Annotated in this window: 30 protein-coding genes and 1 riboswitch; of the genes, 16 read left to right on the top strand and 14 right to left on the bottom strand. The window is 35.9% G+C overall.

The genetic code is table 11. The annotated features are described in order from the left end of the window. Positions 1-115: 115 nt before the first annotated feature. From purM to rsmE, 6 genes are all read right to left on the bottom strand, one after another. Complete coding sequence (gene purM / locus J3U27_RS08370) at positions 116-1,153, bottom strand: phosphoribosylformylglycinamidine cyclo-ligase (protein WP_267377245.1); 1,038 nt, start codon at positions 1,151-1,153, stop codon at positions 116-118. Between the two features lie 90 nt (positions 1,154-1,243). Then, on the bottom strand, positions 1,244-1,663 hold the full coding sequence (ruvX, locus tag J3U27_RS08365; RefSeq protein WP_065562647.1) for a Holliday junction resolvase RuvX: 420 nt from the start codon (positions 1,661-1,663) through the stop codon (positions 1,244-1,246). 3 nt (positions 1,664-1,666) lie between these two features. Continuing rightward, the gene (locus J3U27_RS08360; protein WP_065562646.1) at positions 1,667-2,224 is read right to left on the bottom strand and encodes a YqgE/AlgH family protein; all 558 of its coding nucleotides are present in this window, start codon (positions 2,222-2,224) and stop codon (positions 1,667-1,669) included. Positions 2,225-2,244: 20 nt separating this feature from the next. After that, the gene (locus tag J3U27_RS08355; RefSeq protein ID WP_267377244.1) at positions 2,245-2,697 is read right to left on the bottom strand and encodes a GNAT family N-acetyltransferase; all 453 of its coding nucleotides are present in this window, start codon (positions 2,695-2,697) and stop codon (positions 2,245-2,247) included. Between the two features lie 4 nt (positions 2,698-2,701). Then, the gene (gene gshB / locus J3U27_RS08350; RefSeq protein ID WP_267377243.1) at positions 2,702-3,658 is read right to left on the bottom strand and encodes a glutathione synthase; all 957 of its coding nucleotides are present in this window, start codon (positions 3,656-3,658) and stop codon (positions 2,702-2,704) included. A 198-nt stretch (positions 3,659-3,856) separates the two neighbouring features. After that, a complete protein-coding gene (gene rsmE / locus J3U27_RS08345; RefSeq protein ID WP_267362818.1) occupies positions 3,857-4,582 on the bottom strand; it encodes a 16S rRNA (uracil(1498)-N(3))-methyltransferase in 726 nt (241 codons plus the stop codon). A gap of 98 nt (positions 4,583-4,680) precedes the next feature. On the opposite strand from rsmE, the gene folB reads away from it, so the two are divergent. The 4 genes from folB to J3U27_RS08325 are packed head-to-tail and all read left to right on the top strand — an operon-like array spanning position 4,681 to position 6,748. Next, positions 4,681-5,049, top strand: a complete 369-nt coding sequence (folB, locus tag J3U27_RS08340; RefSeq protein ID WP_267343034.1) for a dihydroneopterin aldolase — start codon at positions 4,681-4,683, stop codon at positions 5,047-5,049. A gap of 12 nt (positions 5,050-5,061) precedes the next feature. Next, positions 5,062-6,069, top strand: a complete 1,008-nt coding sequence (locus J3U27_RS08335) for an MBL fold metallo-hydrolase (RefSeq protein WP_267377242.1) — start codon at positions 5,062-5,064, stop codon at positions 6,067-6,069. 42 nt (positions 6,070-6,111) lie between these two features. Continuing rightward, a complete protein-coding gene (locus J3U27_RS08330; protein WP_065562640.1) occupies positions 6,112-6,318 on the top strand; it encodes a hypothetical protein in 207 nt (68 codons plus the stop codon). Between the two features lies 1 nt (position 6,319). Further along, the gene (locus J3U27_RS08325; protein WP_065562639.1) at positions 6,320-6,748 is read left to right on the top strand and encodes an EamA family transporter; all 429 of its coding nucleotides are present in this window, start codon (positions 6,320-6,322) and stop codon (positions 6,746-6,748) included. Here J3U27_RS08325 and moeA read toward each other — a convergent pair. From moeA to rsmI, 3 genes are all read right to left on the bottom strand, one after another. Continuing rightward, positions 6,740-7,966: a molybdopterin molybdotransferase MoeA gene (gene moeA, locus J3U27_RS08320; protein ID WP_267377241.1), complete on the bottom strand. Its 1,227-nt coding sequence runs from the start codon at positions 7,964-7,966 to the stop codon at positions 6,740-6,742. The genes J3U27_RS08325 and moeA overlap by 9 nt on opposite strands. Before the next feature lie 118 nt (positions 7,967-8,084). Then, complete coding sequence (gene ychF, locus J3U27_RS08315) at positions 8,085-9,176, bottom strand: redox-regulated ATPase YchF (protein ID WP_065562637.1); 1,092 nt, start codon at positions 9,174-9,176, stop codon at positions 8,085-8,087. A gap of 158 nt (positions 9,177-9,334) precedes the next feature. After that, entirely contained in the window at positions 9,335-10,162 is an 828-nt protein-coding gene (gene rsmI / locus J3U27_RS08310) for a 16S rRNA (cytidine(1402)-2'-O)-methyltransferase (RefSeq protein ID WP_267330722.1), read from the bottom strand. Positions 10,163-10,527: 365 nt separating this feature from the next. On the opposite strand from rsmI, the gene nlpD reads away from it, so the two are divergent. From nlpD to J3U27_RS08280, 6 genes are all read left to right on the top strand, one after another. Continuing rightward, the gene (gene nlpD, locus J3U27_RS08305; RefSeq protein ID WP_255305724.1) at positions 10,528-11,547 is read left to right on the top strand and encodes a murein hydrolase activator NlpD; all 1,020 of its coding nucleotides are present in this window, start codon (positions 10,528-10,530) and stop codon (positions 11,545-11,547) included. Between the two features lie 112 nt (positions 11,548-11,659). Further along, positions 11,660-12,412 (top strand): 2,3-diphosphoglycerate-dependent phosphoglycerate mutase, encoded by a 753-nt coding sequence (gene gpmA, locus J3U27_RS08300; RefSeq protein ID WP_065562634.1) that lies wholly within the window; start codon positions 11,660-11,662, stop codon positions 12,410-12,412. Between the two features lie 88 nt (positions 12,413-12,500). Next, positions 12,501-13,076, top strand: coding sequence for a thymidine kinase (locus J3U27_RS08295; protein WP_065733958.1), 576 nt, complete (start codon positions 12,501-12,503; stop codon positions 13,074-13,076). 59 nt (positions 13,077-13,135) lie between these two features. Then, the gene (locus J3U27_RS08290) at positions 13,136-14,344 is read left to right on the top strand and encodes an aldose 1-epimerase family protein (RefSeq protein ID WP_267330723.1); all 1,209 of its coding nucleotides are present in this window, start codon (positions 13,136-13,138) and stop codon (positions 14,342-14,344) included. Between the two features lie 129 nt (positions 14,345-14,473). Further along, positions 14,474-15,061, top strand: coding sequence for a UbiX family flavin prenyltransferase (locus J3U27_RS08285; RefSeq protein WP_065733960.1), 588 nt, complete (start codon positions 14,474-14,476; stop codon positions 15,059-15,061). 4 nt (positions 15,062-15,065) lie between these two features. Further along, on the top strand, positions 15,066-15,506 hold the full coding sequence (locus J3U27_RS08280) for a pyridoxamine 5'-phosphate oxidase family protein (protein ID WP_267377240.1): 441 nt from the start codon (positions 15,066-15,068) through the stop codon (positions 15,504-15,506). A gap of 56 nt (positions 15,507-15,562) precedes the next feature. On the opposite strand, the gene J3U27_RS08275 is transcribed toward J3U27_RS08280, so the two are convergent. The 3 genes from J3U27_RS08275 to pdxS form a co-directional block, all read right to left on the bottom strand. Beyond that, the gene (locus J3U27_RS08275; RefSeq protein WP_267377239.1) at positions 15,563-15,964 is read right to left on the bottom strand and encodes a GFA family protein; all 402 of its coding nucleotides are present in this window, start codon (positions 15,962-15,964) and stop codon (positions 15,563-15,565) included. Between the two features lie 481 nt (positions 15,965-16,445). After that, the gene (gene pdxT / locus J3U27_RS08270) at positions 16,446-17,027 is read right to left on the bottom strand and encodes a pyridoxal 5'-phosphate synthase glutaminase subunit PdxT (RefSeq protein ID WP_267377238.1); all 582 of its coding nucleotides are present in this window, start codon (positions 17,025-17,027) and stop codon (positions 16,446-16,448) included. Further along, on the bottom strand, positions 17,027-17,911 hold the full coding sequence (pdxS, locus tag J3U27_RS08265; protein WP_176713947.1) for a pyridoxal 5'-phosphate synthase lyase subunit PdxS: 885 nt from the start codon (positions 17,909-17,911) through the stop codon (positions 17,027-17,029). Before pdxS ends, pdxT begins: the two co-directional genes overlap by 1 nt. 109 nt (positions 17,912-18,020) lie before the next feature. Here pdxS and J3U27_RS08260 point away from each other — a divergent pair, with 109 nt between their 5' ends. From J3U27_RS08260 to tenA, 5 genes are all read left to right on the top strand, one after another. After that, the gene (locus J3U27_RS08260) at positions 18,021-19,424 is read left to right on the top strand and encodes a PLP-dependent aminotransferase family protein (protein WP_267377237.1); all 1,404 of its coding nucleotides are present in this window, start codon (positions 18,021-18,023) and stop codon (positions 19,422-19,424) included. A 399-nt stretch (positions 19,425-19,823) separates the two neighbouring features. Next, positions 19,824-20,087 carry a SemiSWEET family transporter gene (locus tag J3U27_RS08255; protein WP_081299490.1) on the top strand — a complete coding sequence of 88 codons (264 nt, stop codon included), beginning with the start codon at positions 19,824-19,826 and terminating at the stop codon, positions 20,085-20,087. 402 nt (positions 20,088-20,489) lie between these two features. Further along, positions 20,490-20,723, top strand: coding sequence for a hypothetical protein (locus J3U27_RS08250; protein WP_065562626.1), 234 nt, complete (start codon positions 20,490-20,492; stop codon positions 20,721-20,723). Between the two features lie 135 nt (positions 20,724-20,858). Further along, positions 20,859-21,263, top strand: coding sequence for a DUF1161 domain-containing protein (locus J3U27_RS08245; protein ID WP_220225956.1), 405 nt, complete (start codon positions 20,859-20,861; stop codon positions 21,261-21,263). A gap of 36 nt (positions 21,264-21,299) precedes the next feature. Beyond that, positions 21,300-21,388, top strand: a riboswitch (TPP riboswitch). A gap of 52 nt (positions 21,389-21,440) precedes the next feature. Next, complete coding sequence (gene tenA / locus J3U27_RS08240; protein WP_267377235.1) at positions 21,441-22,085, top strand: thiaminase II; 645 nt, start codon at positions 21,441-21,443, stop codon at positions 22,083-22,085. Between the two features lie 46 nt (positions 22,086-22,131). Here the strand turns inward: tenA and asnA are convergent, their stop codons facing one another. Beyond that, a complete protein-coding gene (gene asnA / locus J3U27_RS08235; protein ID WP_065562623.1) occupies positions 22,132-23,124 on the bottom strand; it encodes an aspartate--ammonia ligase in 993 nt (330 codons plus the stop codon). A gap of 242 nt (positions 23,125-23,366) precedes the next feature. Beyond that, positions 23,367-23,780 carry a hypothetical protein gene (locus tag J3U27_RS08230; RefSeq protein ID WP_065733967.1) on the bottom strand — a complete coding sequence of 138 codons (414 nt, stop codon included), beginning with the start codon at positions 23,778-23,780 and terminating at the stop codon, positions 23,367-23,369. Positions 23,781-24,699: 919 nt separating this feature from the next. Between J3U27_RS08230 and J3U27_RS08225 the strand changes: the two genes are divergently transcribed. Then, positions 24,700-26,025: a hypothetical protein gene (locus J3U27_RS08225; protein WP_267377234.1), complete on the top strand. Its 1,326-nt coding sequence runs from the start codon at positions 24,700-24,702 to the stop codon at positions 26,023-26,025. Positions 26,026-26,478 lie beyond the last annotated feature (453 nt).

The raw sequence follows: 26,478 nt of genomic DNA, 5'->3' as shown, positions 1-26,478 counted from the left end.
ACAAGTTATTTAAGTTGAAGATTTTTTGAAAGTTTACCAATGAGTGGTATCAATAGTATTGATTGGATGAAAAGTTTATATTATCCAAATGGTTGGATAATATAAACGAATAGTATTATTTAATAATTACACGCTCAGTTGATGATGATGTTTTTATTTCACCTAGTAGCCAGGCTTTTTCACCATGCTCATTAAGCAAATTGATGGCTTGGTCAGCTAACTGTTTTGGTAAAGCGATGATTAAACCAACGCCACAGTTGAAAGTACGATACATTTCATGGCGACTGACATTACCTGCTTGTTGTAACCAATTGAAGATTGACGGCCATTGCCAGCTTGATTCATCAATAATCGCTTGAGTGTTATCCGGTAAAACACGAGGAATGTTTTCCCAAAAGCCACCACCAGTAATATGGGCAATTGCATGAACTTCGATTTTGGAAATCAAATCGAGAACAGATTTGACATAAATTTTGGTTGGAGCAAGTAGATGATCAGCTAATGGTTTTCCATCTAATTGTTCAGTAGCTGGATTTACACCACTCACTTCAATTATTTTTCGAACTAAAGAGTAGCCATTAGAGTGGGCGCCACTTGATGCAAGAGCAATTAAGGCGTCGCCATCTTGTACTTTACTTCCATCAATCATTTCTTCTTTTTCAACTACGCCAACACAAAAGCCGGCTAAGTCATAATCATCACCGTGATACATACCCGGCATTTCGGCTGTTTCACCGCCAACTAAAGCGCAGCCTGATTGTTTACAACCTTCAGCGATACCTGTAACGACTGTTGCTGCAACATCAACATTAAGTTTACCTGTTGCATAGTAATCTAAGAAGAATAACGGTTCCGCACCTTGAACAATCAAATCATTAACGCACATTGCAACTAAATCAATACCAATTGATTCATGGCGGTTTAAATCCATTGCCAGACGTAATTTTGTGCCAACACCATCAGTACCTGATACTAAAATAGGTTGCTTATATTTTTGCGGAATTGCACATAATGCACCAAAACCACCTAGTCCACCCATAACCTCAGGACGTTTGGTCTCTTTTACAACAGATTTAATGCGATTTACCAGTTCATTGCCTGCATCGATATCGACACCGGCATCTTTATAGCTAAGAGATTTGTTATTTGACACGGGAGCAGTCCTTACAGTAGAAAAATTGTTTGATATTTTAGCAAGGATGAAATTTATTGGCGACTAATTATTAATAAAATAACTTATTAATTAAAGAGATTCATTGTTCTCAAACCAACTCTCTAAAATAATAATGGCAGAAGTTGCATCAACATGACCTTTTTCAAGCGCCCGATAACCACGTGAAGCAAAAATGTGTGATTTAGCCTCAACTGTGGATAATCGTTCATCTTGTAGATGTACTTGATAACCAAACATACCATGCAAACGGTTAGCAAATTTGCGAGCTCTAGCGGTTAAAGGTTGTTCTGTGCCATCCATATTTAGTGGTAGTCCAACCACTAAATAATCGGGTTTCCATTCATTAAGTACTTTTTCAATCGCTTGCCAATTAGGTATGCCATCACGAGCTTTAAATGAACAAAGTGGGTTAGCAGTTTTGGTGATGTCCTGACCAATAGCTGCACCAATACTTGCAGTACCAAAATCAAATGCAATAATAGTTGCCATTGTCTATGCATTACCCATTTGGTGAGAAATAGTACTGATATTAATGCCCAATGATTCAGCCGCTTTTTTCCAACGATCCTCAATAGCCACTTCAAAAATAATTTGTGGATCAGCTTCGGTAACTAACCAGTCATTTTTGGCTACTTCACTTTCAAGTTGTAATGATTGCCAACTTGAGTAACCCAGTGCTAAAAAGATATCTTTTGGTTGTTCTGGAGAGCCAATCGATTTCAATGCGTCAAGTGATGTGGTTATCATCACATCATCAGAAATCTGTATACTTGATGCAAACCCCTTATGAGGCGTGTGTAAAATAAAACCTTGCTCCTCGGCAAGTGGTCCACCACAAAATACTGGATGCTCAAGTTCAGCACAACTTTTTGAGGCAGTGATTTCAAGACGGGACAATACGGTTTCAACATTGAGATCTATAATAGGCTTATTCAAAATAATACCCATTGCACCATCACGATTATGTTCACAGATATACACCACAGAACGACTAAATACTGAATCATGTAGTGTTGGCATAGCAATAATAAAATGATTTTTTAAATTCATACGCTCACATTGTTGTTAAATTATAATGCACATTTACCAATTTTGACTTTATGTTCTACATTACAACGCATTAATACTTCTGGATGATTGGTTTCTTCATTAATTGATTCACTAATAATTTCAAAATCCTGCGATAAGTAAAAGTTAATCGCATCACTATTTTGTTTATACACATGTACCAATAATTCATTGTGACGCTGTTTTGCTTTTTCAACTAGCGCAGCTCCAGTTCCTTGATGACGAAAACCTTCTTCAACAAAGAGTCCAGAAATATAATTCTCAGTTAAACCTATAAAACCTACTACGCCATTAAGATCTTGGACATAGATAGTTGACATTGGAATCAACATTTTAACTATATCGTAGTTCTGTTTAAAAAATTCAAGATCAATAAAGTTGTGAGCTTGTTCATTACCTTGTAGCCATATCTTCATAATGGCTTCTAAATCTTTTGGTTGGTATTCTCTAATCATTTTTTTAACTCTTCTTATTTAATCTTGATTCAATCGCGTCCATTAAAAGCCCCGTGATTGATAAATCTGGATGGGCAGTTTCAATTTCTAGTACACAAGTTGGACTAGTGACGTTAATTTCAGTTAATTTATCCCCAATTACATCAAGTCCGACAAATAAAAGTCCTTTTTGTTTTAATGTTGGTCCAATACTGTTAGCAATTTTCCAATCACTATCACTTAAAGCTCTTACTTCACCATGTCCACCAGCGGCTAAGTTTCCTCGTGTTTCACCTTTTTGAGGTATCCGCGCCAAACAATAAGGAACCGGAACACCATCGACAACTAAAATACGTTTATCACCATCTTTTATCGCTGGGATAAAATTTTGCGCCATACAGTAACGAGTATTATGCTCGGTAAGTGTTTCAATTATCACAGACACATTGGGATCATCTTGTTTGATTCTAAAAATTGACGAACCGCCCATACCATCAAGTGGTTTTAAAATAATGTCATGGAATTGTTGGTGGAAAGCCTTAATTTGTGATGTTTGGCGAGTAACTAAAGTTTCCGGCGTAAAATCAGCAAACCAAGCCGTAAATAATTTTTCATTACAATCACGTAAGCTTTGTGGCTTATTAACCACTAATACGCCTTTATCTTCAGCGCGTTCTAAAATATAAGTCGCATAGATAAATTCGGTATCAAAAGGCGGATCTTTACGCATTAGTATCACATCGAGTTCACTTAATGCTATTGTTTGTTCGTCACCAAAATCAAACCAATGTTCACTATTGTTATGAACTGTTAGTATACGAGTGGTTGCACTTGCTTCACCATTACGTAAAAACAGATCATTCATCTCCATATAATAGAGTTGATAACCTCGCTTTTGTGCTTCAAGCAGCATAGCAAAGCTGGTATCTTTTTTTAATTTGATATGGCTGATGGGGTCCATAACAATACCAAGTTTAATCATGTTGACTCCTTACTGATTTTATCTGATTGCATTGAATTTGCTGTTGATGACTTGCACACTTTTCTACCTATTCAATATCGCTTATGAGAAAACAAGGCCGAGCGTGGTTTTAGCAATAAAAATCAAGTTTTGAACTATCATACTCGTTACCGATTAATAAGCAAAGCAATCAATTGTTAACTCATTCATTTTGGGTGATTAACCTAAATCACCTAAACGAACTTGAAGGGCGGTTATTGCTGTTAGTGCAGCTGTTTCAGTTCGTAAAACTCGTGGACCGAGTAAAATATCTGTAAACTGATATTGATGCGTCATCTGAATTTCTTCGTTAGATAGCCCACCTTCTGGTCCAATCAATAAACTAATGTTTTTATCCTCAGACGACAGTTGATTTATGCCTTTTTCTGCTTTTGGATGTAAGTTGAGTTTTAAGCTATCAGTTAAACTTGCACACCAATTTTCTAATTTCATTACCGAGTTTACGGTAGGGATGATGTTACGCCCACATTGTTCACAGGCAGAAATAACAATTTTTTGCCATTGTTGAACCTTCTTTTCAAGCCTTTCTTGATCAAGCTTTACGCCACAGCGTTCAGAAAGTAGTGGGGTAATGGTGCTCACTCCTAATTCAACTGATTTTTGAATAGTAAACTCCATTTTATCACCACGAGAAATAACTTGGCCTAAATGAATGTTTAAAGGTGATTCTCGATCATCAAAAACAGTCGTTGCTGTTTTTACAACAACGTTTTTTTTGTTTACTTCATGGATCACTGCTGGCGTAATTTGGTTAGAGCCGTCAAACAACGTCACTGATTCGCCAGGCTTCATTCTTAATACACGGATCAGGTGATTAAAAGCATTATCGTCCAAGGTAATTAAGCTATTTTGGGTGATGGTGTAGGGTTGAAAAATTCGAGTCATATCATCTTTTATTCACTATTATTTGAAATAAATTATAGCGTAATTTAATAAGATTCGGTAATCTCTATTTTAAACAATATCAATGCTTGGAATTGAATATGACATTAACGATTAAAGATAGAGTATTAATTGAATCTCTAACAGTTTATACCACAATAGGTGTTTATGATTGGGAAAAAAACATCAAACAGAAGCTAGTCCTTGATTTAGAAATGGCTTGGGATAATAAGCCAGCAGGAAAGAGTGATAATGTAGAATTTTGTTTAGACTATTTCGTTGTTTCACAATCAATAACATCATTTATTGAAGCAAATAAATTTGAGCTTATTGAAACGGTAGCTGAACGCGTTGCACAGTTAGTTATTGAACAATTTTCAGTTCAATGGTTAAAAATCAAAGTTTCAAAACCAGATGCGATTGCTAATGCAGGTAATGTTGCCGTGATTATTGAACGTGGTATTAATTAACTCAACAAATTAATGAATAAAAAAAACGAAACGCTAGATAAAGCCCTTAATGAGCGAAGTGATAATTTACATCATAGAGCTTTTAAAAATAGTGAGCCTTTTTCAATTAAATTGACTGACGCTTTACGTTGGCGCCTTAAACGTAAAGTCTTACCCCCAAAAGCGGGATATCAAGTATTTAACCAAACTTGGTGTAGCTCAATTGATTTAAATTTAGAAGGTGATAGAGTCTGGTGGATAGGGCATTCAACTACGTTAATAAGACTTAATAATAAATGGGTATTAACCGATCCGGTTTTTTCCAACCGAGTCTCGCCGTTCCAATTTATTGGCCCCAAACGACGAACCAATCCCGCTATTACTATCGATAAATTACCTACGATTGATGTAGTTTTGATATCGCATAGTCATTATGACCATCTTGATTTTAATAGTATAAGGCAACTGGTAAAACGTTTTCCACAAATGACTATTTTAGTTCCCCTAGGGCTCAAAACCAAACTATTAAAATGGGGAGCGAAGCAAGTTATTGAGTTGGACTGGTGGCAATCTTCTAATATTGGTGGAATAACGTTTACTGCGACACCAGCAAAGCATTGGAGTAATCGTGGTGCTTTTGATGTCAACAAATCATTATGGTGTGGTTGGGTAATGCAGAATGATGACTCGCCGTTATCAAAAAATATCTACTTTATGGGGGATACCGGCTATTCAACCAGTTTAAAGAAAATAGGCGAAAGGTTTAAGCAAATCGATCTAGCCTTAATCCCCATCGGCGCGTATGCACCGCGTTGGTTTATGCAATCACAGCACATCGACCCTCAACAAGCATTGCAACTATATGATGAATTAAATTGCCAATCAGCGATCGCCATTCATTGGGGAGCTTTTGAATTAGCTGATGAATCGTTAGATGAACCACCGTTTTTATTAAATTCTTTGAAGAAAGGTCGTGCTTTTCACGTAATAAAAATAGGTGATAGCTTTGCTATCAATCAGTTTAATAATGCATTAGAATAATGAATAAATTATAAGATAACGAAATATTTGCGAGGGGATATGATGAAACCAGTAATTATCGCACTGACTTGTCTGACACTAAGTTTAAGTTTAACAGCTTGTGGTGGTAAAAATGATGAAGGCAAACAGTACCATTGGTCAAAAGCTCACGGTGTGCTTGAAGATTGCCGAGGGGTGATGAATAAATCAGAACAATGCCAAAAGAATTCAAACAATCAACAGTATTTATTCCAAATAGATAGGTATTAATATGAGCGCTTGGCTTGTTTATGCTTTGCTATCGGCAATTACCGCTGCCTGTGTTGCAATTTTAGGTAAAATTGGTTTACAACACCTTGATGCCAATACTGCAACCGCAATACGGGCTATTGTTATGGCGATTTTTTTAGTTGGCGTGGTTGCCGTGCAAGGAAAGCTAAATCTAATTAACACGTTCTTTAACGATAAGAAAGCATTACTTATTATTGCATTGAGTGGAGTCGCTGGGGCATTATCTTGGTTATTCTACTTCATGGCAATCAAAGAAGGTAAAGTCTCGCAAGTTGCCCCGATTGATAAACTTAGCGTTGTTTTTGCCGTAATTTTTGCTGTTATTATCTTTGGCGAAAAAATTTCATTTCTTTCTGCCATTGGTGTAGCCATGATTGCTGCAGGTGCTGTTTTAGTTGCGCTATTTTAATAAATTATTAAACAGCTCAACTGTCACATATTCACCTTTAGCAACATTGCCTCTTTCTTGCTCAAGGATGATAAAGCAGTTGGCATGATTAAACGACTGAGTTAGATGTGAGCCTTGTTGACCCGTTGAAGCAACTTCTAACTCACCTTCAGAATTAACTTGCAACACACCGCGTTGAAAATCTAATCGGCCAACACTTTTTTTAAGATTCGTTGCTGCTTTCACTTTAAATGACAGATTGTTAGAGGTTAAATGCTCTCCTGACAGTGCTAAAATTAAAGGCTGAACTAACTGATAGAAAGTGACCAATGTCGAAACTGGATTGCCGGGTAATCCACAAAACAGCGCATCACCTATCTTTCCAAACGCAAACGGCTTACCGGGTTTTATAGCAATTTTCCAGAAATTAATTTTACCCAGTGCTTCTAAAGCTGTTTTTGTATAATCTGCATCACCAACAGAAACGCCACCGCTGGTAATCACTAAATCAGCAAGTTTAGACGCTGTTTCAAGTGATTGCTTAATTCGGTTCGGATCATCGGCAATAATACCTAAATCGATAATTTGGCAATTTAATTTAGATAATAATAATTTTAGCGTAAATCGATTACTATCATAAATTGCACTTTTGTTTGTTAGTGGATCACCAATATCGGTTAATTCATTTCCGGTTGAAAAGATAGCGACTTTTATTTTTTTATAGACGACTAATTCAGTTATACCAAGCGTGGCTAAACTTGATAGTGTTGGAATGGTTAACCGTGTACCTTTAGTCACCACCACCGAATCTTGTTTAACATCTTCGCCGATACAACGAATATTGCTACCTAATTTAATCTCACCTAAAAAATTAATACCTGACTCTGTTTGCTCTGTCTCTTCTTGCATCACCACAGCATCAGCTTGTTCAGGAACAGGCGCGCCAGTCATAATGCGTAAGCAACTCCCTGAAGGCCAATTCAGATTTGAGATATCATCTCCAGCAAAAATAGTACCGGCTAAAGGTAATAATTTCGATTGATTGATATCAGCTAACCTTACCGCATAACCATCCATAGCCGAATTGTTAAAACTTGGTACATTAATTGGAGAAATAACCGGTTCAGCAGTAACACAATCTAAGGCGTCAAATAATGCAACTTTTTCACTTGAAAGTTGATTGTATAATGATGATGCTTCAAGTATATTTTTTTTAGCTTGCTCAAAGGTTAATAACATAAATGAAGCTCCTTATAATTGATTATCCATTCAGGGAAGAGTGATATTGGCGAGTTATTAATTTTACAAAATTGAAATAAATAGGGTGCGGTATTAAACTGCACCCATTAAACGTTGATTATACATTGAATAAGAAATTCATAATATCGCCATCTTGTACGACATAATCTTTTCCTTCTGAACGCATTTTTCCTGCTTCTTTAGCACCTTGTTCACCACCATATTTGATAAAATCATCAAAGGCAATGGTTTGTGCACGGATAAATCCTTTTTCAAAATCGGTGTGAATTTTACCTGCTGCTTGAGGTGCAGTATCACCAACAGAGATAGTCCAAGCACGAACTTCCTTAACGCCTGCAGTAAAATAAGTTTGTAAGTTAAGTAAACTATAACCCGCGCGGATAACTCTATTTAGACCCGGTTCGGTTAAACCAAGATCTTGCATAAATTCATCACGATCAGCATCATCAAGCTCAGCAAGTTCTGCCTCAATCGCTGCACAAACTGGTACTACGACTGCTTTTTCTTGTTCAGCGATGGCTTTCACTTTATCTAAAAACGGATTGTTTTCAAAACCATCTTCATTGACATTCGCGATGTACATAGTTGGTTTTAACGTTAAGAAACTAAGATATTTAATCGCATCTAGTTCTTCTTTACTTAAATCTAAAAGTAATAATTTTTTACCTTGTTCAAGGTGAGGAAGACACTTTTCAAGAATCTCAAGTTCATATTTAGCGTCTTTATCACCACCTTTAGCTCGTTTTTGTAAACGGGTAATAGCGCGTTCACAGGCTTCAAGATCGGCTAACGCAAGTTCTGTGTTAATAATTTCGATATCTTCAGCTGGATCGATTTTACCTGCAACATGAACAATGTTTTCGTTTTCAAAACAACGAACAACATGGCCAATGGCTTCGGTTTCACGAATATTAGCTAAGAATTGGTTACCAAGTCCTTCACCTTTAGATGCACCTTTTACTAAACCTGCGATATCAACAAATTCCATGGTCGTTGGTAATGTTCGTTGCGGCTTAACAATTTCCGCTAATTGATCTAAACGCGGATCGGGCATTGGCACTACGCCTGTATTAGGTTCGATAGTACAAAACGGAAAGTTAGCCGCTTCAATCCCAGCTTTAGTTAGTGCATTAAAAAGCGTTGATTTACCCACATTTGGTAGACCGACAATTCCACATTTAAATCCCATATTGTTTATTACCTTGTGTTATAAAAATCTTAAACATTGATTATATACTAAATTGCACTAATTGTGCTAATGCTGATGATATAAGATCATCGAAATCAACACTTAAAACCATACTCTGCTTAATCTCAAAATAGTTTTATTGACAATATAATTGTTAGCTAATTTTGAAAGGTTAATCCGAGCTGATATAATTGATTTTTTTTCAGTCCATAAATTTCAGCAGTAATCGCAGCGGCTTTTTTTAAAGGTAGCTCATTTAATAACAGTTTTAGTGTATTAATTGCTTTTGCATCAATGACATCATCCGTTTTACTCACACCTTCGGCAATTAAAACGAATTCGCCTTTTTGTCGGTTACTATCTTCTTCTAACCATTCAATAAGATCTTTTATGGAAAAATGGACGATGGTTTCCCATGTTTTGGTCAGCTCTTTAGCTAACACAATCTGTCTATCGCTTCCCCAAATGGTTTGCATATCATGCAAGGTATCTAAAAGTCGATGGGTTGATTCGTAAAAAATCATAGTTCGTGGTTCATCAATTAACGTAGTAAGATAATCTTGTCGTGCTTTTGTTTTAGCCGGTAAAAATCCCTCATAACTAAATCTATCCGAAGGTAATCCAGCCACTGAAAGTGCCGCAATGGCCGCACATGCACCAGGGATGGGTACTACATTAATATTATTTTCACGGCAAGCTTTCACTAAATGATAACCGGGGTCATTAATTAATGGTGTGCCTGCATCAGATATTAACGCTATTGATAATCCTGATTTAAGTTTTTCAATTAATAGTTGTGATTTTTCTTGCTCATTATGATCATGTAAGGCGAACAATTTGGCTTTAATCCCCAAATGTTGCAAAAGCAGTCCACTATGACGGGTATCTTCAGCCGCAATTAAGTCAACTTGCTTAAGTGTATTAATCGCGCGAAGGGTAATATCATCTAAATTACCAATAGGTGTTGCTACAATATATAAAGTCATTATTTTGGGATCACTGTAAATTTTTAAGTCTTAAATATACTATACCAAATTTAATGTACATACTCCTAGTGCCGAAAAAAGTCTTAATCAATAAAACATAGACGGATAATAGGGCATTTATTAAACCAAATTTTAGCAATCATTTTATACTGGTGATAGATTTCACCTAAAAATCGCCTAAATAACTTACAATAAGCAACATAAACTGTAAAATTTGCCGAATTTACAGTTTTTAAGCAATAAAAATGCTATTTTAGCTGTGATTTTATTGATTTAGCTTGCTGGTAATTAATATAATAGCTTTTTGTTATAAAAACGATAAAATGTTCGTATTAAAACTATATATATAAATGAAAGGTGTTATTGTGAAAAAAATTCTCACATTAAGTTGTTTAAGTTTGATGATTTCTGCTTGTACGCAGACAAATCCAGCTGATATCGAAGATATATCTGATTCTTCGAGATCTTCTACCTCCTCGGTTTACACAAAACCGCCTGAAATTATTTCCAAAGGTAATCGAGCGCCATCATCTACATCAACTTATACACCATCGGCGCCAGCATCTCGTAATTCGACTAGCGGTTCAACTAGTCAAGGTGTTGTGACATCAAATGAACGTATTGTCTATAATCGTGATTATAATGATATTCCAAAAGGTGGCTATCAAGGTGATACTTACACCGTCAAACGAGGCGATACACTGTTTTATATCGCTTGGGTAACCGGTAATGATTATCGAGCATTAGCTGCTAAAAATAATATCAAAGAACCTTTTGCTGTAAGTGTAGGTCAAGTGCTTGATGTTAGCGGTGGCACAACGATCGTTGAAACTAAAAAAACCACATCAACTAATACGCCTGCTCAGACTAGTTCAACCAAACCAGTTGTAACAACAGTAACTACTACAACAACTACTACATCTGGTACTAATAAACCAACCAATACAGTTGAAACTACTGAAACTGTAACTGAACCGGCTTCAACCACATCGCCATCGCCATCTAGCTCAACATCGAATGTTGCCAATATTACATGGCAGTGGCCGGCGCAAGGTAAGATCATTGAAAAATTCTCTAATGCCACTAAAGGTATAGATATTGCTGGTTCATTAGGCGCTAAAGTCGTTGCAGCAGCGGATGGTCGAGTGGTTTATTCTGGTAATGCATTGCCAGGTTATGGTAACTTAATCATTGTAAAACACAATGATGACTATTTAACGGCGTATGCGCATAACCAAACTATTTTGGTTAAAGAACAACAAAATGTTCGAGCTGGTGAACAAATTGCGACAATGGGCGCAACGGGAACTTCATCAGTACGACTACACTTTGAAATTCGTTATAAAGCGCAATCAGTCGATCCATTAAAATACTTATCTAAATAATAAGTGTTTAAAAAGATTAAAACGTTAAAAATGCACTTAATCAAACGTGCATTTTTAACGAAAGTCCAATTCATTTAACCATTTTATTTTACGTAACTAAGGAGTTATATTCATGGCAGTAAAAAAATTAGTTCTTATTCGTCACGGAGAAAGCGTTTGGAATCAAGAAAACCGTTTTTGTGGTTGGACTGATGTTGATTTATCTGACAAAGGTAACAAAGAAGCTGCTGAAGCAGGTAAATTACTAAAACAAGAAGGCTTTACATTTGACTATGCATATACTTCAGTTTTAAAACGTGCTATTCATACATTATGGCACATCCTTGATGAAGTTGATCAAGCATGGTTACCGGTTGAAAAGAACTGGAAATTAAACGAACGTCATTATGGTGCGTTACAAGGTTTAAATAAAGCAGAAACTGCTGCTAAATATGGTGATGATCAAGTTAAATTATGGCGTCGTGGTTTTGCTATCACTCCTCCTGCACTTGAAAAATCAGATGAGCGCTTCCCTGGTCACGATTCACGATATAGCAAATTACCAGAATCAGAATTACCATTAACTGAAAGCTTAGCATTAACAATTAAACGTGTACTTCCTTACTGGGAATCAACTATTGCACCACGTGTTGCAAAAGGTGAACGTGTTATTATTGCCGCTCACGGTAACTCTCTTCGTGCTCTAGTTAAGCATTTAGACAATATCAGTGATGATGACATTATTGATGTTAACATTCCAACTGGCGTACCATTAGTTTATGAATTTGATGACAACATGAAAGTTGTTAAACATTACTACTTAGGTAATGCTGATGAAATCGCAGCTAAACAAGCAGCGGTAGCAAACCAAGGTAAAGCCAAATAATTTATTCATCAAAAAGGTAAGTCGAGAGACTTACCTTTTACTTTTAGTGTTACTGATAATTACTATCTAACTTTTTGAGACGCAAATTTTGTCTAAAATTTACTATATTTATGGCGTAATGAACGCCGGAAAATCCACAGAATTACTACAAATAGATCATAACTATTTAAGTAATAATATGCAGACATTATTACTTAAATCATCGGTCGATACTCGCGACTCCGCAGTTGAGATTGTATCTCGACTTGGATTACGTAAAAAAGCATTACAACTTGATGATAATACTGTTGATGGTATTATTGAACAGATCAAACAAAATAACTATGCGTGTATTTTGATTGATGAAAGTCAATTTTTATCGTCCAATACCATATGGAAGTTGTCAGACGTATGTGATGAGTTTGGTGTTCCGATGATGTTTTTTGGATTAAAGACCGATTATATGGGACATTTGTTTGAAGGTTCGAAAACATTATTAGAAATTGCTGATAATTATAGAGAACTTAAAACCGTATGCTGGTGCGGTAAAAAAGCGACAATGATTCTGTTAGAAGGTGAAAACGGACAAATCGTTAAATTTGGTAATTCAATTCATCTTGGTGATAGTGAATACCATTCAGTTTGTCGAAAACACTGGAAAGCAGGGCAGGTTAGACCCAATTAACGCATATCCTTGCTCATGATGGATATATATTTTAATTATAATTATAAGGAATTAATCTCATGAAAATTAGAAATCTTACGTTAGCTGTCGCGCTTGGAGTAATCTCCTATGCTGCCAATGCTACACATTACATTATTACTGACACCGATATTCAAGTTAGAAAAGGTGGCTGGTATCTAACAAATGTCGAACATGCAAAGGGTGCACCAACTTTTAGTATGCAAAATAGTGTACTTAGAGGTGGGCTTCAAGAAGATGTTGAAGTCTTAACTCTTATAAGTGATGGACTGACTATTAAATTAAGCCCAACTCGTGGTCTAGGTATCCTTTCAGTTGAAGGTGATGGAGTGCGCTTAGGTTGGGATTCCCCGGTTGAAGAAGTCGTTCATCCAAATAATATCAACTTAGAAAGCCGTGGTGGTAATGGTTGGTTAGATGGTTTTAATGAAATGATGGTTCGTTGTGGTTTTGAATGGACAGGTCATGCAGTACAAGCTGATGGAATGATGTATACCCTTCATGGACGTGCGCAAAATACACCTGTTTCAAAACTGTTTGTTGATATTGAAGACGAAGCACCATACACCATTACCGTTAGTGGTCTTATCAAAGAAAAAGCTTTCAAAAAAAGCAATTTAGAAACTTGGGTTAGAATTTCTCATGTACCAGGAACTAAAGAGTTTACTGTTCACGATACTGTGACTAACCAAGGTGATTACCCGCGTGATTATCAAATTATCTATCACAGCAATTTTGGTACACCAATCCTTGAAGAAGGGGCAAAATTTGTTGCACCTGTCAAAGAAGTTTCACCATTCAATGATTATGCAGCTACCGGCCTTAAAAATTGGCAAACCTATTTAGGACCAACAAAAAACTTTGACGAAATGGTTTATAACATCTTCCCTTATGCGGATTCAAAAAATCAAACTCAAGTGATGTTGGCTAACAAAGCAGGTGATAAAGGGGTTGGTATTTCATTTAATACTAAACAATTACCAGTGCTTACATTATGGAAAAACACCGATACGCTTAAACAAGGTTACGTGACCGGTATTGAGCCAGGTACAAGCTTTGCCTATCCAGTTACTATTGAACGTGAACAAAAACGTGTTCCTCAATTAGAACCAGGTAAAAGCGCTGACTTTAAGCTAACATATAGCTTATTATCAAATAAAGAAGCTGTAAAAACTTATGGTGACAAAATTAAAACCATCCAAGGTAAACAAACTACAAAAGTCGTTGAACAACCAATGGCTAAAGAATAAGTTATATCAAATTCCACCGCTAACAAAAAGGTTAGCGGTGACTTTCACTCCGCGATTAAACAAATTCCCATACCTTAACGCACTAATCTAAGTTAAAATAAATTCAGAAATTTGACTGTAGGAATCAATATGAGAAGAATGATAGTTGGTATAAGTGGCGCAACAGGCTTTGCTTATGGTATAAAAGCTTTAGAACTCCTAAAACCAATGGACATTCAAACCCATCTTGTCATATCAAAAGCGGCCAAAATAACCGGGAATTATGAACATTCTAAATCCCAGTTAGCACAATTAGAATCTTTAGCCGATATGGTCTATTCGATTGACAATATTGGCGCTGCAATTGCTAGTGGGTCATATAAAACAATGGGCATGTTAGTTGCACCTTGCTCGATGCGAACACTGGCAGCAATAGCTCATGGTCTATCTGATAATTTATTAACACGCGCTGCTGATGTCGTTTTAAAAGAGCGTCGTCGCTTAGTGTTAATGACACGAGAAGCCCCATTACATCTAGGACATATTAAAAATATGGAAGCGGTGACATTAATGGGGGGAATTATTTTTCCACCTGTTCCTGCGTTATATCAACATATTGAAAGTGTCGATGATATTATCACTCATAGTGTTGCCAGAGCGCTTGATCTGTTTGATATTGATGTACCTAGTTTACCGCGCTGGGGTGAGGATATGAGTCTTAATCAAAAATCTGAATAAAATAATGAAATCATCTGACCATAAAATCGTGCAATTTATTAAACAGCAACATGTGTTAAGTTTGAGCCTAATATTAGCAGAAAACCAACCATGGTCATGCAACGCATTTTATGTATTTGATGAAGTTAATTGGTGCTTATATTTCTTATCAGAATTGAAAACCCAACATGCACAAGGGATGCTAAAAAATCCTAATGTTGCTGGCACGATTAGCATCAGTCCAAAATCGATTGCCAAAATTCAGGGGATACAATTTACAGGCAATGCTCAATTGCTTGCTGAAAATCAAGCAAGTCATGCTTATAAACTTTATTATCAAGCCTTTCCTTTTGCCAGAGTGATGAAAGCACCGATTTGGTCTATTCAATTGCAACAAATCAAGATGACAAATAACCTAATGGGTTTTGCGCATAAAACCCATTGGCAACGTAATGAAGAGCTTTAAAAGCAGACTTAGCGTTTGAAAATAAACTTCATCCAGCGAATGATATTAACATCGAATTATTTTGGGGGGATTCCTTCTTCGAATTCAGGATAACCATCACAAATAATATCCCAATTCGCTTTTGAACCGGTATAAATATGAATACGTTTTTCCGCATTAATTGGTTCATTAATTAGGCCAATACGTAATCGATAACTATTATTATCATTATCACGACTAGAAAAAAGGTGAGAACCACATTGACCACAAAAATGGCGATTAACGCCTGAGCATGAAAAAATTTTTATCTTTTCTTCGCCCTTAATAAAAGTTAAATCTTCCTGGTTAATGGCTGTTGCAGCATTAAAAGCCGAACCAGTTTGTTTGCGACAACGCGAGCAATGACAATACACAATTGTTTTAATCTCATTATTTAGTTGATAGACAACTTCGCCACATAAACAACTTCCTGTCATCATAATTTATTTACCTTTTTTATTTATCATTTGTTAACACATTATAAAGGCAGATAAAAATAAGTTACAAGTAATTTAAAAATAGATAAAAAAAGTTGAGGAGCGGGTTTTTTGAGGAAAAAAAGCACCAATAATTAGTGCCAATAATCAAATAAACTAAATTTACTTTTTTATTTATCCGATTTATTCCCTTCAAATACATTAAAATCAGAAATAAGTCAGGAATAACTTAAAAATAGAAAAAAAGTTGAGGAGCGGGGTTTTTGAGGATAAAAAGCACCAATAATTAGTACCAATAATCAAATAAACTAAATTTACTTTTTTATTTATCCATTTATTCCCTTCAAATACATTAAAATCAGAAATAAGTTAGGAATAACTTAAAAAATAGAAAAAAAAGTTGAGGAACGGGGTTTTTGAGGAGAAAAAGGCACCAATAATTAGTGCCTATAATCGAATATCTTTTTATATAAGAGAAAAACAATCAGCATTTTTCAATAAAATAGCGCATTATGCGGTTATCGGTCGTTAGTTCGGGATGGAATGAGCAGACTAAAATATTATCTTGCTCTGCCATTACGCAATGATTATCAATAAAAGCAAGTTGTGTGACTTGCTTGCCCGCCCTAGCAATATAGGGCGCTCGGATAAAAACAGCTGGAACTTGCTGGCCAATAGGTGCAATATCTAACATCGTCTCAAAGCTAGCAATTTGCCGACCAAATCCATTACGTTCAACCACAATATCCATCAACCCCAGTTGTTCAACTTCGCTATGGCTTGTTTCATTACCGCAAAGCACCAAACCCGCGCAGGTACCAAAGATCCCTTTACCTTGCTTGGCAAACTCTTGGATTGGTTCAAATAAGCCATTTTGCCGAATTAAACGACTTATTGCAGTTGATTCACCACCCGGAATAATTAAACCATCAACTTGACGCAATTCCTCGGCCTTTTTTACTGCAATTGGGATGACTAAATCAATAGTTGCAAGCATATTTAAATGTTCAGTCACTGCACCTTGTAAATTAAGCACACCAATGGTTTTACTTGCTTTTGAGCTCATTACCAACCTCGCTCCTGCATTCTTTCAGATTCGCTTAATTTACTGATTTCGATACCTTTCATCGCTTCACCTAATCCTTTTGAAAGTTCAGCTAATCTTGGATAATCGTCAAAATATGTTGTTGCTTGAACGATTGCTTTAGCGAATTTTTCCGGATTTTGCGATTTAAAAATACCTGAACCAACAAACACACCATCGGCACCAAGTTGCATCATCAATGCAGCATCAGCAGGCGTAGCAATGCCACCAGCAGCAAAATTAACAACCGGTAGTTTACCCAGTTGTTTGATTTGTAATATCAACTCATAAGGTGCACCAATCTCTTTAGCAAATGTCATCAACTCATCTTTTGATTTACCAACAACTAAACGAATTTGTTCATTTACTCGGCGCATATGCCTTACTGCTTCTACAATATTACCTGTTCCTGGTTCACCTTTGGTGCGTAGCATCGAAGCACCTTCACCAATTCGACGCAGTGCTTCGCCTAAGTCACGACAACCACAAACAAAAGGTACGGTAAATTCATCTTTCAATAAATGATATTGTTCATCCGCTGGTGTCAGCACTTCGCTTTCATCAATATAATCGACGCCCATGGACTCCAAAATGCGTGCCTCAACGATATGACCGATTCGTGCTTTTGCCATAACAGGTATGGTGACTGCTTTCATCACTTCTTCAACGATTGTTGGATCAGCCATTCGTGCTACGCCTCCAGCAGCGCGTATATCAGAGGGAACACGTTCTAAAGCCATTACAGCCACTGCACCTGCTTGCTCAGCAATTTTTGCTTGTTCGGCATTAACTACATCCATAATCACACCGCCTTTTTGCATCTGTGCCATGCCACGTTTTACTGTTTGTGTACCTGTTTTCATGATTACTCCTAATTAAATAAAGTATTATTCAAAATAAAATTGCTTCAATAAACAGCCAATTGGACTATAATTAACCCATCCAATTATGCATAAATCAAAAAATTGATAGACGATGTGGAATAAACAAAAATTAGCGGCTTTTGACGGAGCACTATTTAAAAAAGTGGTCCAGTTGATTGAAAACTACATTGAACAAGGGGTATTAATAGCGGGTGAGAGATTACCATCAGAGCGAGAGTTAGCTAAAAATCTGCACGTTAACCGCTCAACTATTGTCCATGCGCTAGATATCTTAACTGAAAGAAATATATTGGTTCGTAAGCAGGGTAGTGGAACCTTTATTAATGATCAAAAATGGGGGCTTCAAGCTTACTCCACCATTAACTGGCGACTGCCAGCCCATTTCTATCAAAATCGCAAAAGTGTATATCAACAAAAAGTATTTCAGACTCGTCAGCAAATGGCGAACATCTGTGATTTGGCTAATGGCGATTTACCAACTCATATGATGCCCAAATTAATGTTACCCAATATCACCTCTCATGAAATGGTTGCTTATGAAAAGCAAAGCGACACATTGCAATTGGGTCTACCCACACTCAAAGTGCAGATCGCCAATTATATGTTGAACCAATTTGGCATGAGGGTTGATCCCGATCAAATTTTAATAACCTCAGGAACGCAGCAATCCCTCTTTTTAATTACTCAAGGATTATTAAAACCTGGCGATGCAATAGGCATTGAATCACCTTCATATTTCTATTCATTACCACTATTTCAAGCAGCAGGTTTGCGGTTATATGGTATTGAGTGTGATGCTGAAGGGATAACCTTAGAGAGTTTACAAAAAGTCAGTTTAGAACGGCAAATTAAATGGTTATTTCTAAATCCAATATTTCAAAATCCAACGGGATGTGTGATGAGTAATCATCGAAAAAAACAGATATTGGCATTTTGTCGAAAGCAGTGTATTGGTATTGTTGAGGATGATGCTTATAGTGGGTTAACTTTTGAGCAAAAGAGTCATATCGACCCGATAAAAAAATATGATACCAGTAATCAAGTTATCTATTTAGGATCATTATCCAAATATATTGGTCGCAACATACGTATTGGTTGGATGATTGCTCCGAAAGAAATTATCGAAAAACTAGCCAATATAAGGCATCACATTGACTCAGGATTAAGTATATTACCGCAACTTTTAGCTGAAGAATATTTGACTCATCACTACCAATCCCATCAAGAATGGTTATGCCAGCAATTAAAACAGAAGGCTAACCAACTAGTAGATTGGCTTGATGACTATTTTAAAGGTGACATCAATTACCAGATACCCACAGGCGGTTTTCATCTATATGCCCATTTGCCCGTTAGCAGTCAGGCGCAGGAGTTGGCTATTTTAAATCAATTACTAGCAAAGCATATAATAGTGTCACAAGGCACTGACTTTGGGGATCGAGTTGGCGCTATACGTTTAAGTTATGGTCATTTTGCAAAAGATTTGATGAGATAAAGCGAACTAAGTTTTTATTGATTGTTCTAACAGGTATTTGGCGTTAATAAATAGATCATAACTGCCCAGACAAACAAGGCAGGGTTAATCGGTAAACTTCAAATCTCATTATTGGATTGAATCTCAGCTAAATAATCACAAAACTATCAAAAAATCGCGGTTTTTATGCCTTATTAGCTACATCATTTGATATAACAATTTGCGTTTGATATAAGGCCTTCGTAGCAATAACATTTATTATTAAAAACCATATCCGATTACTTAAAATAGATTCACATAAAAAATCTTATCATTTTATTTACAAAATATTATCTGAAACCACGGTACACCAATATTTAACTCACTTGTTATATATGTTAGATTATTTGCTCCTTTCATATATAAGCAGGTAGGCTGATTTTGAATCTTTCTCCAAAAGCTTTTCACTATTTGGGTGTTATCGCAACACTTGCATCATTAGGAATGTACGTATCGTATATCCCACAAATTATCGACAATCTTCATGGATTTAAAGCTAATCCAACTCAACCTTTAGCGGCAGCAATTAACTGCTCATTATGGGTCTGTTATGGCTTATTACGACAAAAAAAGGATTGGCCAATTGCAATAGCTAATTTTCCAGGAGTATTATTTGGTTTAACCGCGTTTATTACTGCTTTATAAATTCTTGTTTTAACTCCCTTATATTTTCTTTATACAGCATAATATATGCTGTATTTTTTTATAATCACAATTTTTGTGAAATAGGCTAGATAATGGTTACTCAAAAATTGAGAAATCAGAGAAGATTAAAAATTAACCTTGCATATAACTTATTAATTATTATATTGTTATTGAGTTATCAACAGGTTTGTTAAATACTTATCAAATAATAAAGTGAATAATTTAATCAATTAATTTAATTTATCGATTTACTATTGTTATCTAATAGTGATTAGACTATAGTAAAAGTCAGCCTATTTTTTAGGCTGGATTCATCTTCAAAATCTATCAGAATGTTATTTATATAAAGATTAACTAAATTTGATGATTAACAAATGAGTTTTATAAAATAAGGAAATCACCATGGCTGATATTAATCTTTCCGATGATTTGATAAAAGATTTTATCTACTCAATGTACCGTAAAGAGGTATTATTAAATTTAAAAGGTGTGGTTTTGACTGAAGAAGATCGCAAACAACTCCACGCAAAAAGAGACTTTGTAAATCAATTATCTGAAGCCGAATTATCCGATATTCGCTCATGGGTTCTAGATAAATTAAAATTACTCGAAAACCAACACCAAGAGCAGAATTAACTAAAAAATCTATACTAAGCTAGCTTTTTCAAATCTATTGATAAAATTTATTTGCAGCGTTATTCAAAACGATATGGACAGTTTAAACAATCGTTTTATAATGCATCAGTTACTCGATAATCTTAAGGAAAGATCATGAAAAAGTTAGCAGTAGTTTTATTATTAGGTCTCCCAGTTATTGCATCTGCGTCCAATTGTGACGAAATTAGTGCAAATATCGCCGAAAAAATTAAAAATAACGGTGTTAATGAAAATAGCTTCCAATTAAAACTTGTTCCTCAAGGTGAACAAAATATTGAAGGTAAAATCGTTGGATCATGTGATCGAGGTAAACAAAGCATTGTTTATATTCGTACACCATCATCAAAATCAGTTAAAGATGAGCCTGAAACACCTGTTGAAATCACACCACAACCTGTCGAGAGCGACAGCCCTAGTAACGCTCCAGTTCAAACGCCAGCTTCGGCACCAGTAGAAAAAGTTCAAACTCCAGAGCCGACTTCTACCGAATCTCAGGAAACTGAACAAAAAGCAGAATAAAGAGAAATTTAAGTAACCATTTTATAAATTTTATAATTTGTTTAACCGGGGTGCTATAGGCTGAGATTATACCCGTTGAACCTGATTCGGTTAATACCGACGAAGGGAGTTTAAAACACGTCTATTATAGAAATCTGTTTAACTCCTTATAGCGAATTTGTCAAAAAAGGAGTCATTATGCCATCATTTAACTCACTGATTGAATCAAGCGAGTGGAAACACTATATTCAACATGATTTTGTTCAACAATTAGGAAAAGGCACATTAGACTTAACCTGTTTTCAATACTACCTGAAACAAGATTATCTTTTTTTAATCAACTTTTCCCGAGCTTGGGGACTTGCAGTATATAAAAGTCACGATATTGCTCAAATTCGGCAATCATTAGAGAGTTTAAAAACCATTGTTGAAGTTGAACTTGATCTGCATATTGAATATTGCAAAAAATGGCACATATCTGAATATGAACTAAGCACATTAAAGGAAGCCAAAGCCAATAGTGATTATACACGTTATGTGCTTGATATAGGATTACACGGCGATATATTAGATATACACATAGCGATGGCGCCCTGTTTAATTGGGTATGGCATGATTGCTAATTGGATTCAAGGTTGGAACGAAAACAACCCATATCGCTCTTGGATTGAGATGTATGCCAGTAAGGAGTTTCAACAAGCAGTACAAAAAGAAATTGCTTGGATAGAAGGACAATTACTTAATATTAGTGAAAACCGATTTAAACAATTAAGCCAAATATTTAAGCAAGCGACGCAACTGGAAATAAATTTTTGGCAAATGGCATTAGATAAAAGTGACTAGTAAACAGCATGTTTTACCAGTTTAGATAAAACATGCTGAGCATGAATTATAAAAGTTGTTGATAGTTTTGCTTGGTTACATCATCCCAAACACTTGCTTGGACTTGCCCAATATGATGTTGTTGTAAAAGCAACATAGTTAGTCGAGATTGTCCAATCCCGCCACCAATTGTCTGTAAAAAATCACCATTAGCTAATGCTTTATGCCAAGCATATTGCAGGCGATCTTCATTATTGGTTAATTTTAATTGACGCTTTAACGTCTCAGGATCGACGCGAATACCCATTGACGAAATTTCAAAACCACTATTTAAAACTGGATTCCAAACTAAAATATCACCATTTAATCCTTTAGAACCCATCTCATTATCGCTACTCCAATCATCATAATCAGGGGCGCGCACATCGTGTTTTTCTTTATTTGACAAATCACCGCCAATACCGATTAAAAATACTGCGCCTAACTCTTTAGTAATCGCGTTTTCGCGCTCTTTTGGTGACAAATTAGGATAACGTTTTAATAACTGCTCACTATCCATAAAAGTGATCGACTCTGGTAAAAAACAAGAAAGATGATATTTTTCTGAAACCACTTTTTCTGTAGCCTTAATGGCACTATAAATCTTCTCTACCGTCTGTTTTAAATAAGCAAGATTGCGATCTTCAGGACGAATCACTTTTTCCCAATCCCATTGATCGACATAAACAGAATGAATAGGGGAGAGCTTATCTTCATCAGGGCGAAGTGCTTTCATATTGGTATAAATACCTTCACCAACTGGAAAATTATGTTGGCTCAAGATTTTGCGTTTCCATTTAGCGAGTGAATGAACCACTTCAAATTGTGCATCAGGAATACTCTTAATATTAACCTGAACCGCCTTCTCAGTTCCAGATAAATTATCCTGAACACCATCACCAATTTGACTTAAAAGTGGGGCTTGAACTTCAATTAGTGATAAATTATTAGCTAATTGCTCAGCAAAAAATTGTTTAACAAAATTGATCCGTTGTTGCTGCTCTTTAAATGATATCGTCATGTCTCATCTCAAAAAGTGAATGGGTTAGTGACGATAAATTAAACTAGAAAACAGAAATATGCAAGTTAGAACATATACGGACTTTTTATAAAACGCTAAGCACTATAATCAAATTCACGGATTTCCGATGCGGGCAAGGACTGCATCACACATTAAACGTAAAAAATGAAATCAAATTACCCAATAATACAATATATTAGGTAATTATGCTTCATCATATAGGTAAAAGATAATTGAGTTAATTATTGATTAAAATAGGTGGAAACAATATGGGTTAAATTTGGCTTTTGCCATTTTGCGATGAACACAAAATTAGGTACTATAAATGGATACCTTTTGTTTCCAGCCATAGTAAATTCAAATTTGCTGGTAATCCAGCCTTTCTTGAACTTGAAATTTGAAATTGACGTCATTGGTATTCGAATAACATCATTCGTTAAATCTGCACCGAGAGTTAAGCCAATTAAAATAATTTCATCGGAATTAAAATAAATAAGGTAGTGTTTAATATCAAAAGCGGCTGCGCCCTGAAAAAGTGCAAATCTCCAAAGTTTTGGGTGGATAGAACCATAAATTATTGATGAGCTATTAAAATCGGGTAATTCAAGTTTTTCAAATAAGGCTTTTATTTTTTCTAGTTTTAACCCATCATTCATGTTAATACTCCCTTGCGTTGAAAATTTACTCTTAATTAACACATTGTTTTTATTAAAAATCGAAGATTGTAAGAAGTTGAGGGGATTGATTATAAAACGAACAAAAACTAATTAAAATAGAAATGTAGTAAAAGATCATAACTATCATTTAGAAAAAATTCAGACTTACGAATGGATGAAATATGATCAGATAAGTTATTGCATAAAATCCTTTCGTAAAGGGAGAGGATATGTATTTAAAAATTAAATAGTCGAAGAAATCGTAATAAGCGATTAAGCGGCTTAGCGACGTTTGAATTACCCGCGGTTTGAGGTTTTTATCGCAAAAAAAGTTGAGGAGCGGGGTTTTTGGGGTTCTAAATTTCACTTAAAAATTATTAAATGATCAAAATTCTTGTTTTAAGCCCTAAAATAAAATTTTCAGGATCAATCGCTCTAATTTTAAAGATTTGTAATTGAAATATATTTAATTAAAACAAAATCTAATCAGTTAACTTTCAGATCCTTTTTAGATCCTATTTACAAAAGTTAACGTAAATGAGTGAAAAAAAGTGTTGCATCGTGTTTTTCCAATCACTATACTTTTTATACGGTTTTAGTTACAAGGCTAAAATTTGATATAAAAGTATAAAATCACAAATAAATCAAAAAATTACTTGACAAGGTAGTCTAAAATGCATTATAATTTTCAACAGGCAACAGGCAACAGGCAACCTGGCCAACCTATCTTTTAAATTCGTCTAAGTCCAACACCCAGTTTAAATTTTTCACTGAAACTTATTTTTCCACTCAATCAAGTGAAATTCTGCGAATTTTCGCGCGATCGCTTCCGCGATCCTCTTCTCGATCTTTTTTCCGATCGTTTTCCGGATCCTGTTTTCGATCCTTTTCCCAATTATCCCGGCAGATTGTTTTTTTCGTGGCTCTTTTCCTTCCTTTTTCCAGTCATGCATTAACTTCACAGACAACTAGGAATGCGATACAGGGTAGTGCACCTTATCTGACTTTCGACGGTGGTCGTACTCGTGTTGTTGATACTAACGGTCTGCTTGGGATTACTCTATCTGACGGAGCTAATTACACGCCTTCTAACAATTCATCATCTACAACCCCAATCGTCTTACCGGTTGCGGGTCAGAGTTTTGCTGATATTCGTATGTTCGTTCCTACTGATACTAATTCAGTCGATTTAAGTACACTTATCGGTCCTCCTAATAATTATTGGGGGGATGATGATGGAGATTCTGGCGTTAGTGCTACAGGTTCTTTGAGTTTATCTATTGTCGATAAAAACAATCAGTCAGTATCACGTAATTCCGTGCTAACAATTTGTAACGCACCTTATAGGATTAAGTTATCCAGTACTAACGGTACATTATCTACTCGTTACGGATTTCCTAATCGTAGTACTTTCAGTGCCCGTAGTGAGATTTATTACGTCAATCCTAAGGCTGGGGCGGTGGTTTGTTTTACCAGACCGGATATGTACTATAGTACAGGTCAATATGCTGGCCCAGCTTCAATGTGGGACCCAGCTAATGGTTTTATCCCTCAGTCAACTTCTCCGTCACTTTACGGTAGAAACTTTCCTACAACTGGTCTTAATGGATTGTACTTTGATTTACTCATTAGTGGTGTAAGTCAGCCATTGTCTTGGTCTCCTGTTTCTCATGGAGGTATCACTGCTACTATGTCTAATCCTACTGCTACAAGCGTACGCGTTACTTTAAGTGGTCCTTACGCTACCACATCCCAGCATAATTCAGACAGTCCTATTCCTATTTCTAAACCTACTTTGCCTCAGACCTTCGAGTTGGTCGGTCGTGATAGTAATGGTACTCCTGTTGTCAAATATGGTTTTACTTTGAAGCAGTGGTTCGTCCACCGTGGTTTTAAGCGGGGCTATTATCCTCAAATCTTATCTTGGTGTAATAGTCTTGGTTATCGTCTTGTTAAGGTAAAGGATTTAACCAACGCATCTTGTCCTGCCGCCAATTCTGACTGTCGTGGTTTAGTCACCGCCACCCCTTCCGCACCCCATAATGGTTACATGCGTCATATAGGTTCTGGCTTTTTCTCGGAGTGGGGTAATATGTATGGCTATTCAGGCGTTGGCTTCTACGGCGATTGGCACTGGACTAGTGACCGGAATAGTAGTTCCCAGTTTCGCGTGAGCACAGACAGCGGTATCGTGGGTTGGTACTCCATCCTCAGCAACAACTCCGGACTTTGCACCTATCCTTAGTTTTTATTTCTTCGTCCTTAATCCTTAGACCGGGGGTGGGGGTGATAAAAAATAGTGTTGAGTCATTAAAAGTAAGCTGACTCAAGGAGTCAACGTCGTTTAGCCATAAAAAAAGCGATTTTGCGGCTAAGCGACGTTTGAATTACCCGCCTCGGCGGGTTTATTTTTGAGGTATTTTATCTCAAAAAAAGTTGAGGAGTGGGGTTTTTAGGGGTTCTAAATTTCACTTAAAAATTATTAAATGATCCAAATCACTAAATTTCTAATTCAAAGCCCTAAAATAAAATTTTTGAGGATCAATCGCTCTGATTTTAAAGATTTGTAATTGAAATATATTTAATTAAAACAAAAATTAACCGGTTAACTTTCAGATCCTTTTTAGATCCTATTTACAAAAGTTAACGTAAATGAGCGAAAAAAAGTGTTGCATCGTGTTTTTCCAATCACTATACT

The organism is Gilliamella sp. B2911 (assembly GCF_026536965.1).
Taxonomy (GTDB): domain Bacteria; phylum Pseudomonadota; class Gammaproteobacteria; order Enterobacterales; family Orbaceae; genus Gilliamella; species Gilliamella apicola_E.
The sequence above is the reverse complement of the archived record's forward strand: the minus strand, read 5'-3'. Positions and strand labels throughout refer to the sequence as shown.

Excerpts from the sequence above, each read along its gene's own strand:
- J3U27_RS08245 (WP_220225956.1), top strand. The coding sequence starts at position 20,859 with ATGAAAAAGTTAGCAGTAGTTTTATTATTAGGTCTCCCAGTTATTGCA.
- J3U27_RS08360 (WP_065562646.1), bottom strand. The coding sequence starts at position 2,224 with ATGAATTTAAAAAATCATTTTATTATTGCTATGCCAACACTACATGAT.
- ruvX (WP_065562647.1), bottom strand. The coding sequence starts at position 1,663 with ATGGCAACTATTATTGCATTTGATTTTGGTACTGCAAGTATTGGTGCA.
- J3U27_RS08230 (WP_065733967.1), bottom strand. The coding sequence starts at position 23,780 with ATGAATGATGGGTTAAAACTAGAAAAAATAAAAGCCTTATTTGAAAAA.
- gpmA (WP_065562634.1), top strand. The coding sequence starts at position 11,660 with ATGGCAGTAAAAAAATTAGTTCTTATTCGTCACGGAGAAAGCGTTTGG.
- moeA (WP_267377241.1), bottom strand. The coding sequence starts at position 7,966 with ATGTTATTAACCTTTGAGCAAGCTAAAAAAAATATACTTGAAGCATCA.
- J3U27_RS08280 (WP_267377240.1), top strand. The coding sequence starts at position 15,066 with ATGAAATCATCTGACCATAAAATCGTGCAATTTATTAAACAGCAACAT.
- gshB (WP_267377243.1), bottom strand. The coding sequence starts at position 3,658 with ATGATTAAACTTGGTATTGTTATGGACCCCATCAGCCATATCAAATTA.
- J3U27_RS08290 (WP_267330723.1), top strand. The coding sequence starts at position 13,136 with ATGAAAATTAGAAATCTTACGTTAGCTGTCGCGCTTGGAGTAATCTCC.
- J3U27_RS08325 (WP_065562639.1), top strand. The coding sequence starts at position 6,320 with ATGAGCGCTTGGCTTGTTTATGCTTTGCTATCGGCAATTACCGCTGCC.
- rsmE (WP_267362818.1), bottom strand. The coding sequence starts at position 4,582 with ATGACTCGAATTTTTCAACCCTACACCATCACCCAAAATAGCTTAATT.
- J3U27_RS08250 (WP_065562626.1), top strand. The coding sequence starts at position 20,490 with ATGGCTGATATTAATCTTTCCGATGATTTGATAAAAGATTTTATCTAC.
- folB (WP_267343034.1), top strand. The coding sequence starts at position 4,681 with ATGACATTAACGATTAAAGATAGAGTATTAATTGAATCTCTAACAGTT.
- J3U27_RS08260 (WP_267377237.1), top strand. The coding sequence starts at position 18,021 with ATGTGGAATAAACAAAAATTAGCGGCTTTTGACGGAGCACTATTTAAA.
- pdxT (WP_267377238.1), bottom strand. The coding sequence starts at position 17,027 with ATGAGCTCAAAAGCAAGTAAAACCATTGGTGTGCTTAATTTACAAGGT.
- J3U27_RS08355 (WP_267377244.1), bottom strand. The coding sequence starts at position 2,697 with ATGATTAGAGAATACCAACCAAAAGATTTAGAAGCCATTATGAAGATA.
- J3U27_RS08330 (WP_065562640.1), top strand. The coding sequence starts at position 6,112 with ATGAAACCAGTAATTATCGCACTGACTTGTCTGACACTAAGTTTAAGT.
- tenA (WP_267377235.1), top strand. The coding sequence starts at position 21,441 with ATGCCATCATTTAACTCACTGATTGAATCAAGCGAGTGGAAACACTAT.
- ychF (WP_065562637.1), bottom strand. The coding sequence starts at position 9,176 with ATGGGATTTAAATGTGGAATTGTCGGTCTACCAAATGTGGGTAAATCA.
- J3U27_RS08285 (WP_065733960.1), top strand. The coding sequence starts at position 14,474 with ATGAGAAGAATGATAGTTGGTATAAGTGGCGCAACAGGCTTTGCTTAT.
- J3U27_RS08335 (WP_267377242.1), top strand. The coding sequence starts at position 5,062 with ATGAATAAAAAAAACGAAACGCTAGATAAAGCCCTTAATGAGCGAAGT.
- rsmI (WP_267330722.1), bottom strand. The coding sequence starts at position 10,162 with ATGACTTTATATATTGTAGCAACACCTATTGGTAATTTAGATGATATT.
- J3U27_RS08275 (WP_267377239.1), bottom strand. The coding sequence starts at position 15,964 with ATGATGACAGGAAGTTGTTTATGTGGCGAAGTTGTCTATCAACTAAAT.
- asnA (WP_065562623.1), bottom strand. The coding sequence starts at position 23,124 with ATGACGATATCATTTAAAGAGCAGCAACAACGGATCAATTTTGTTAAA.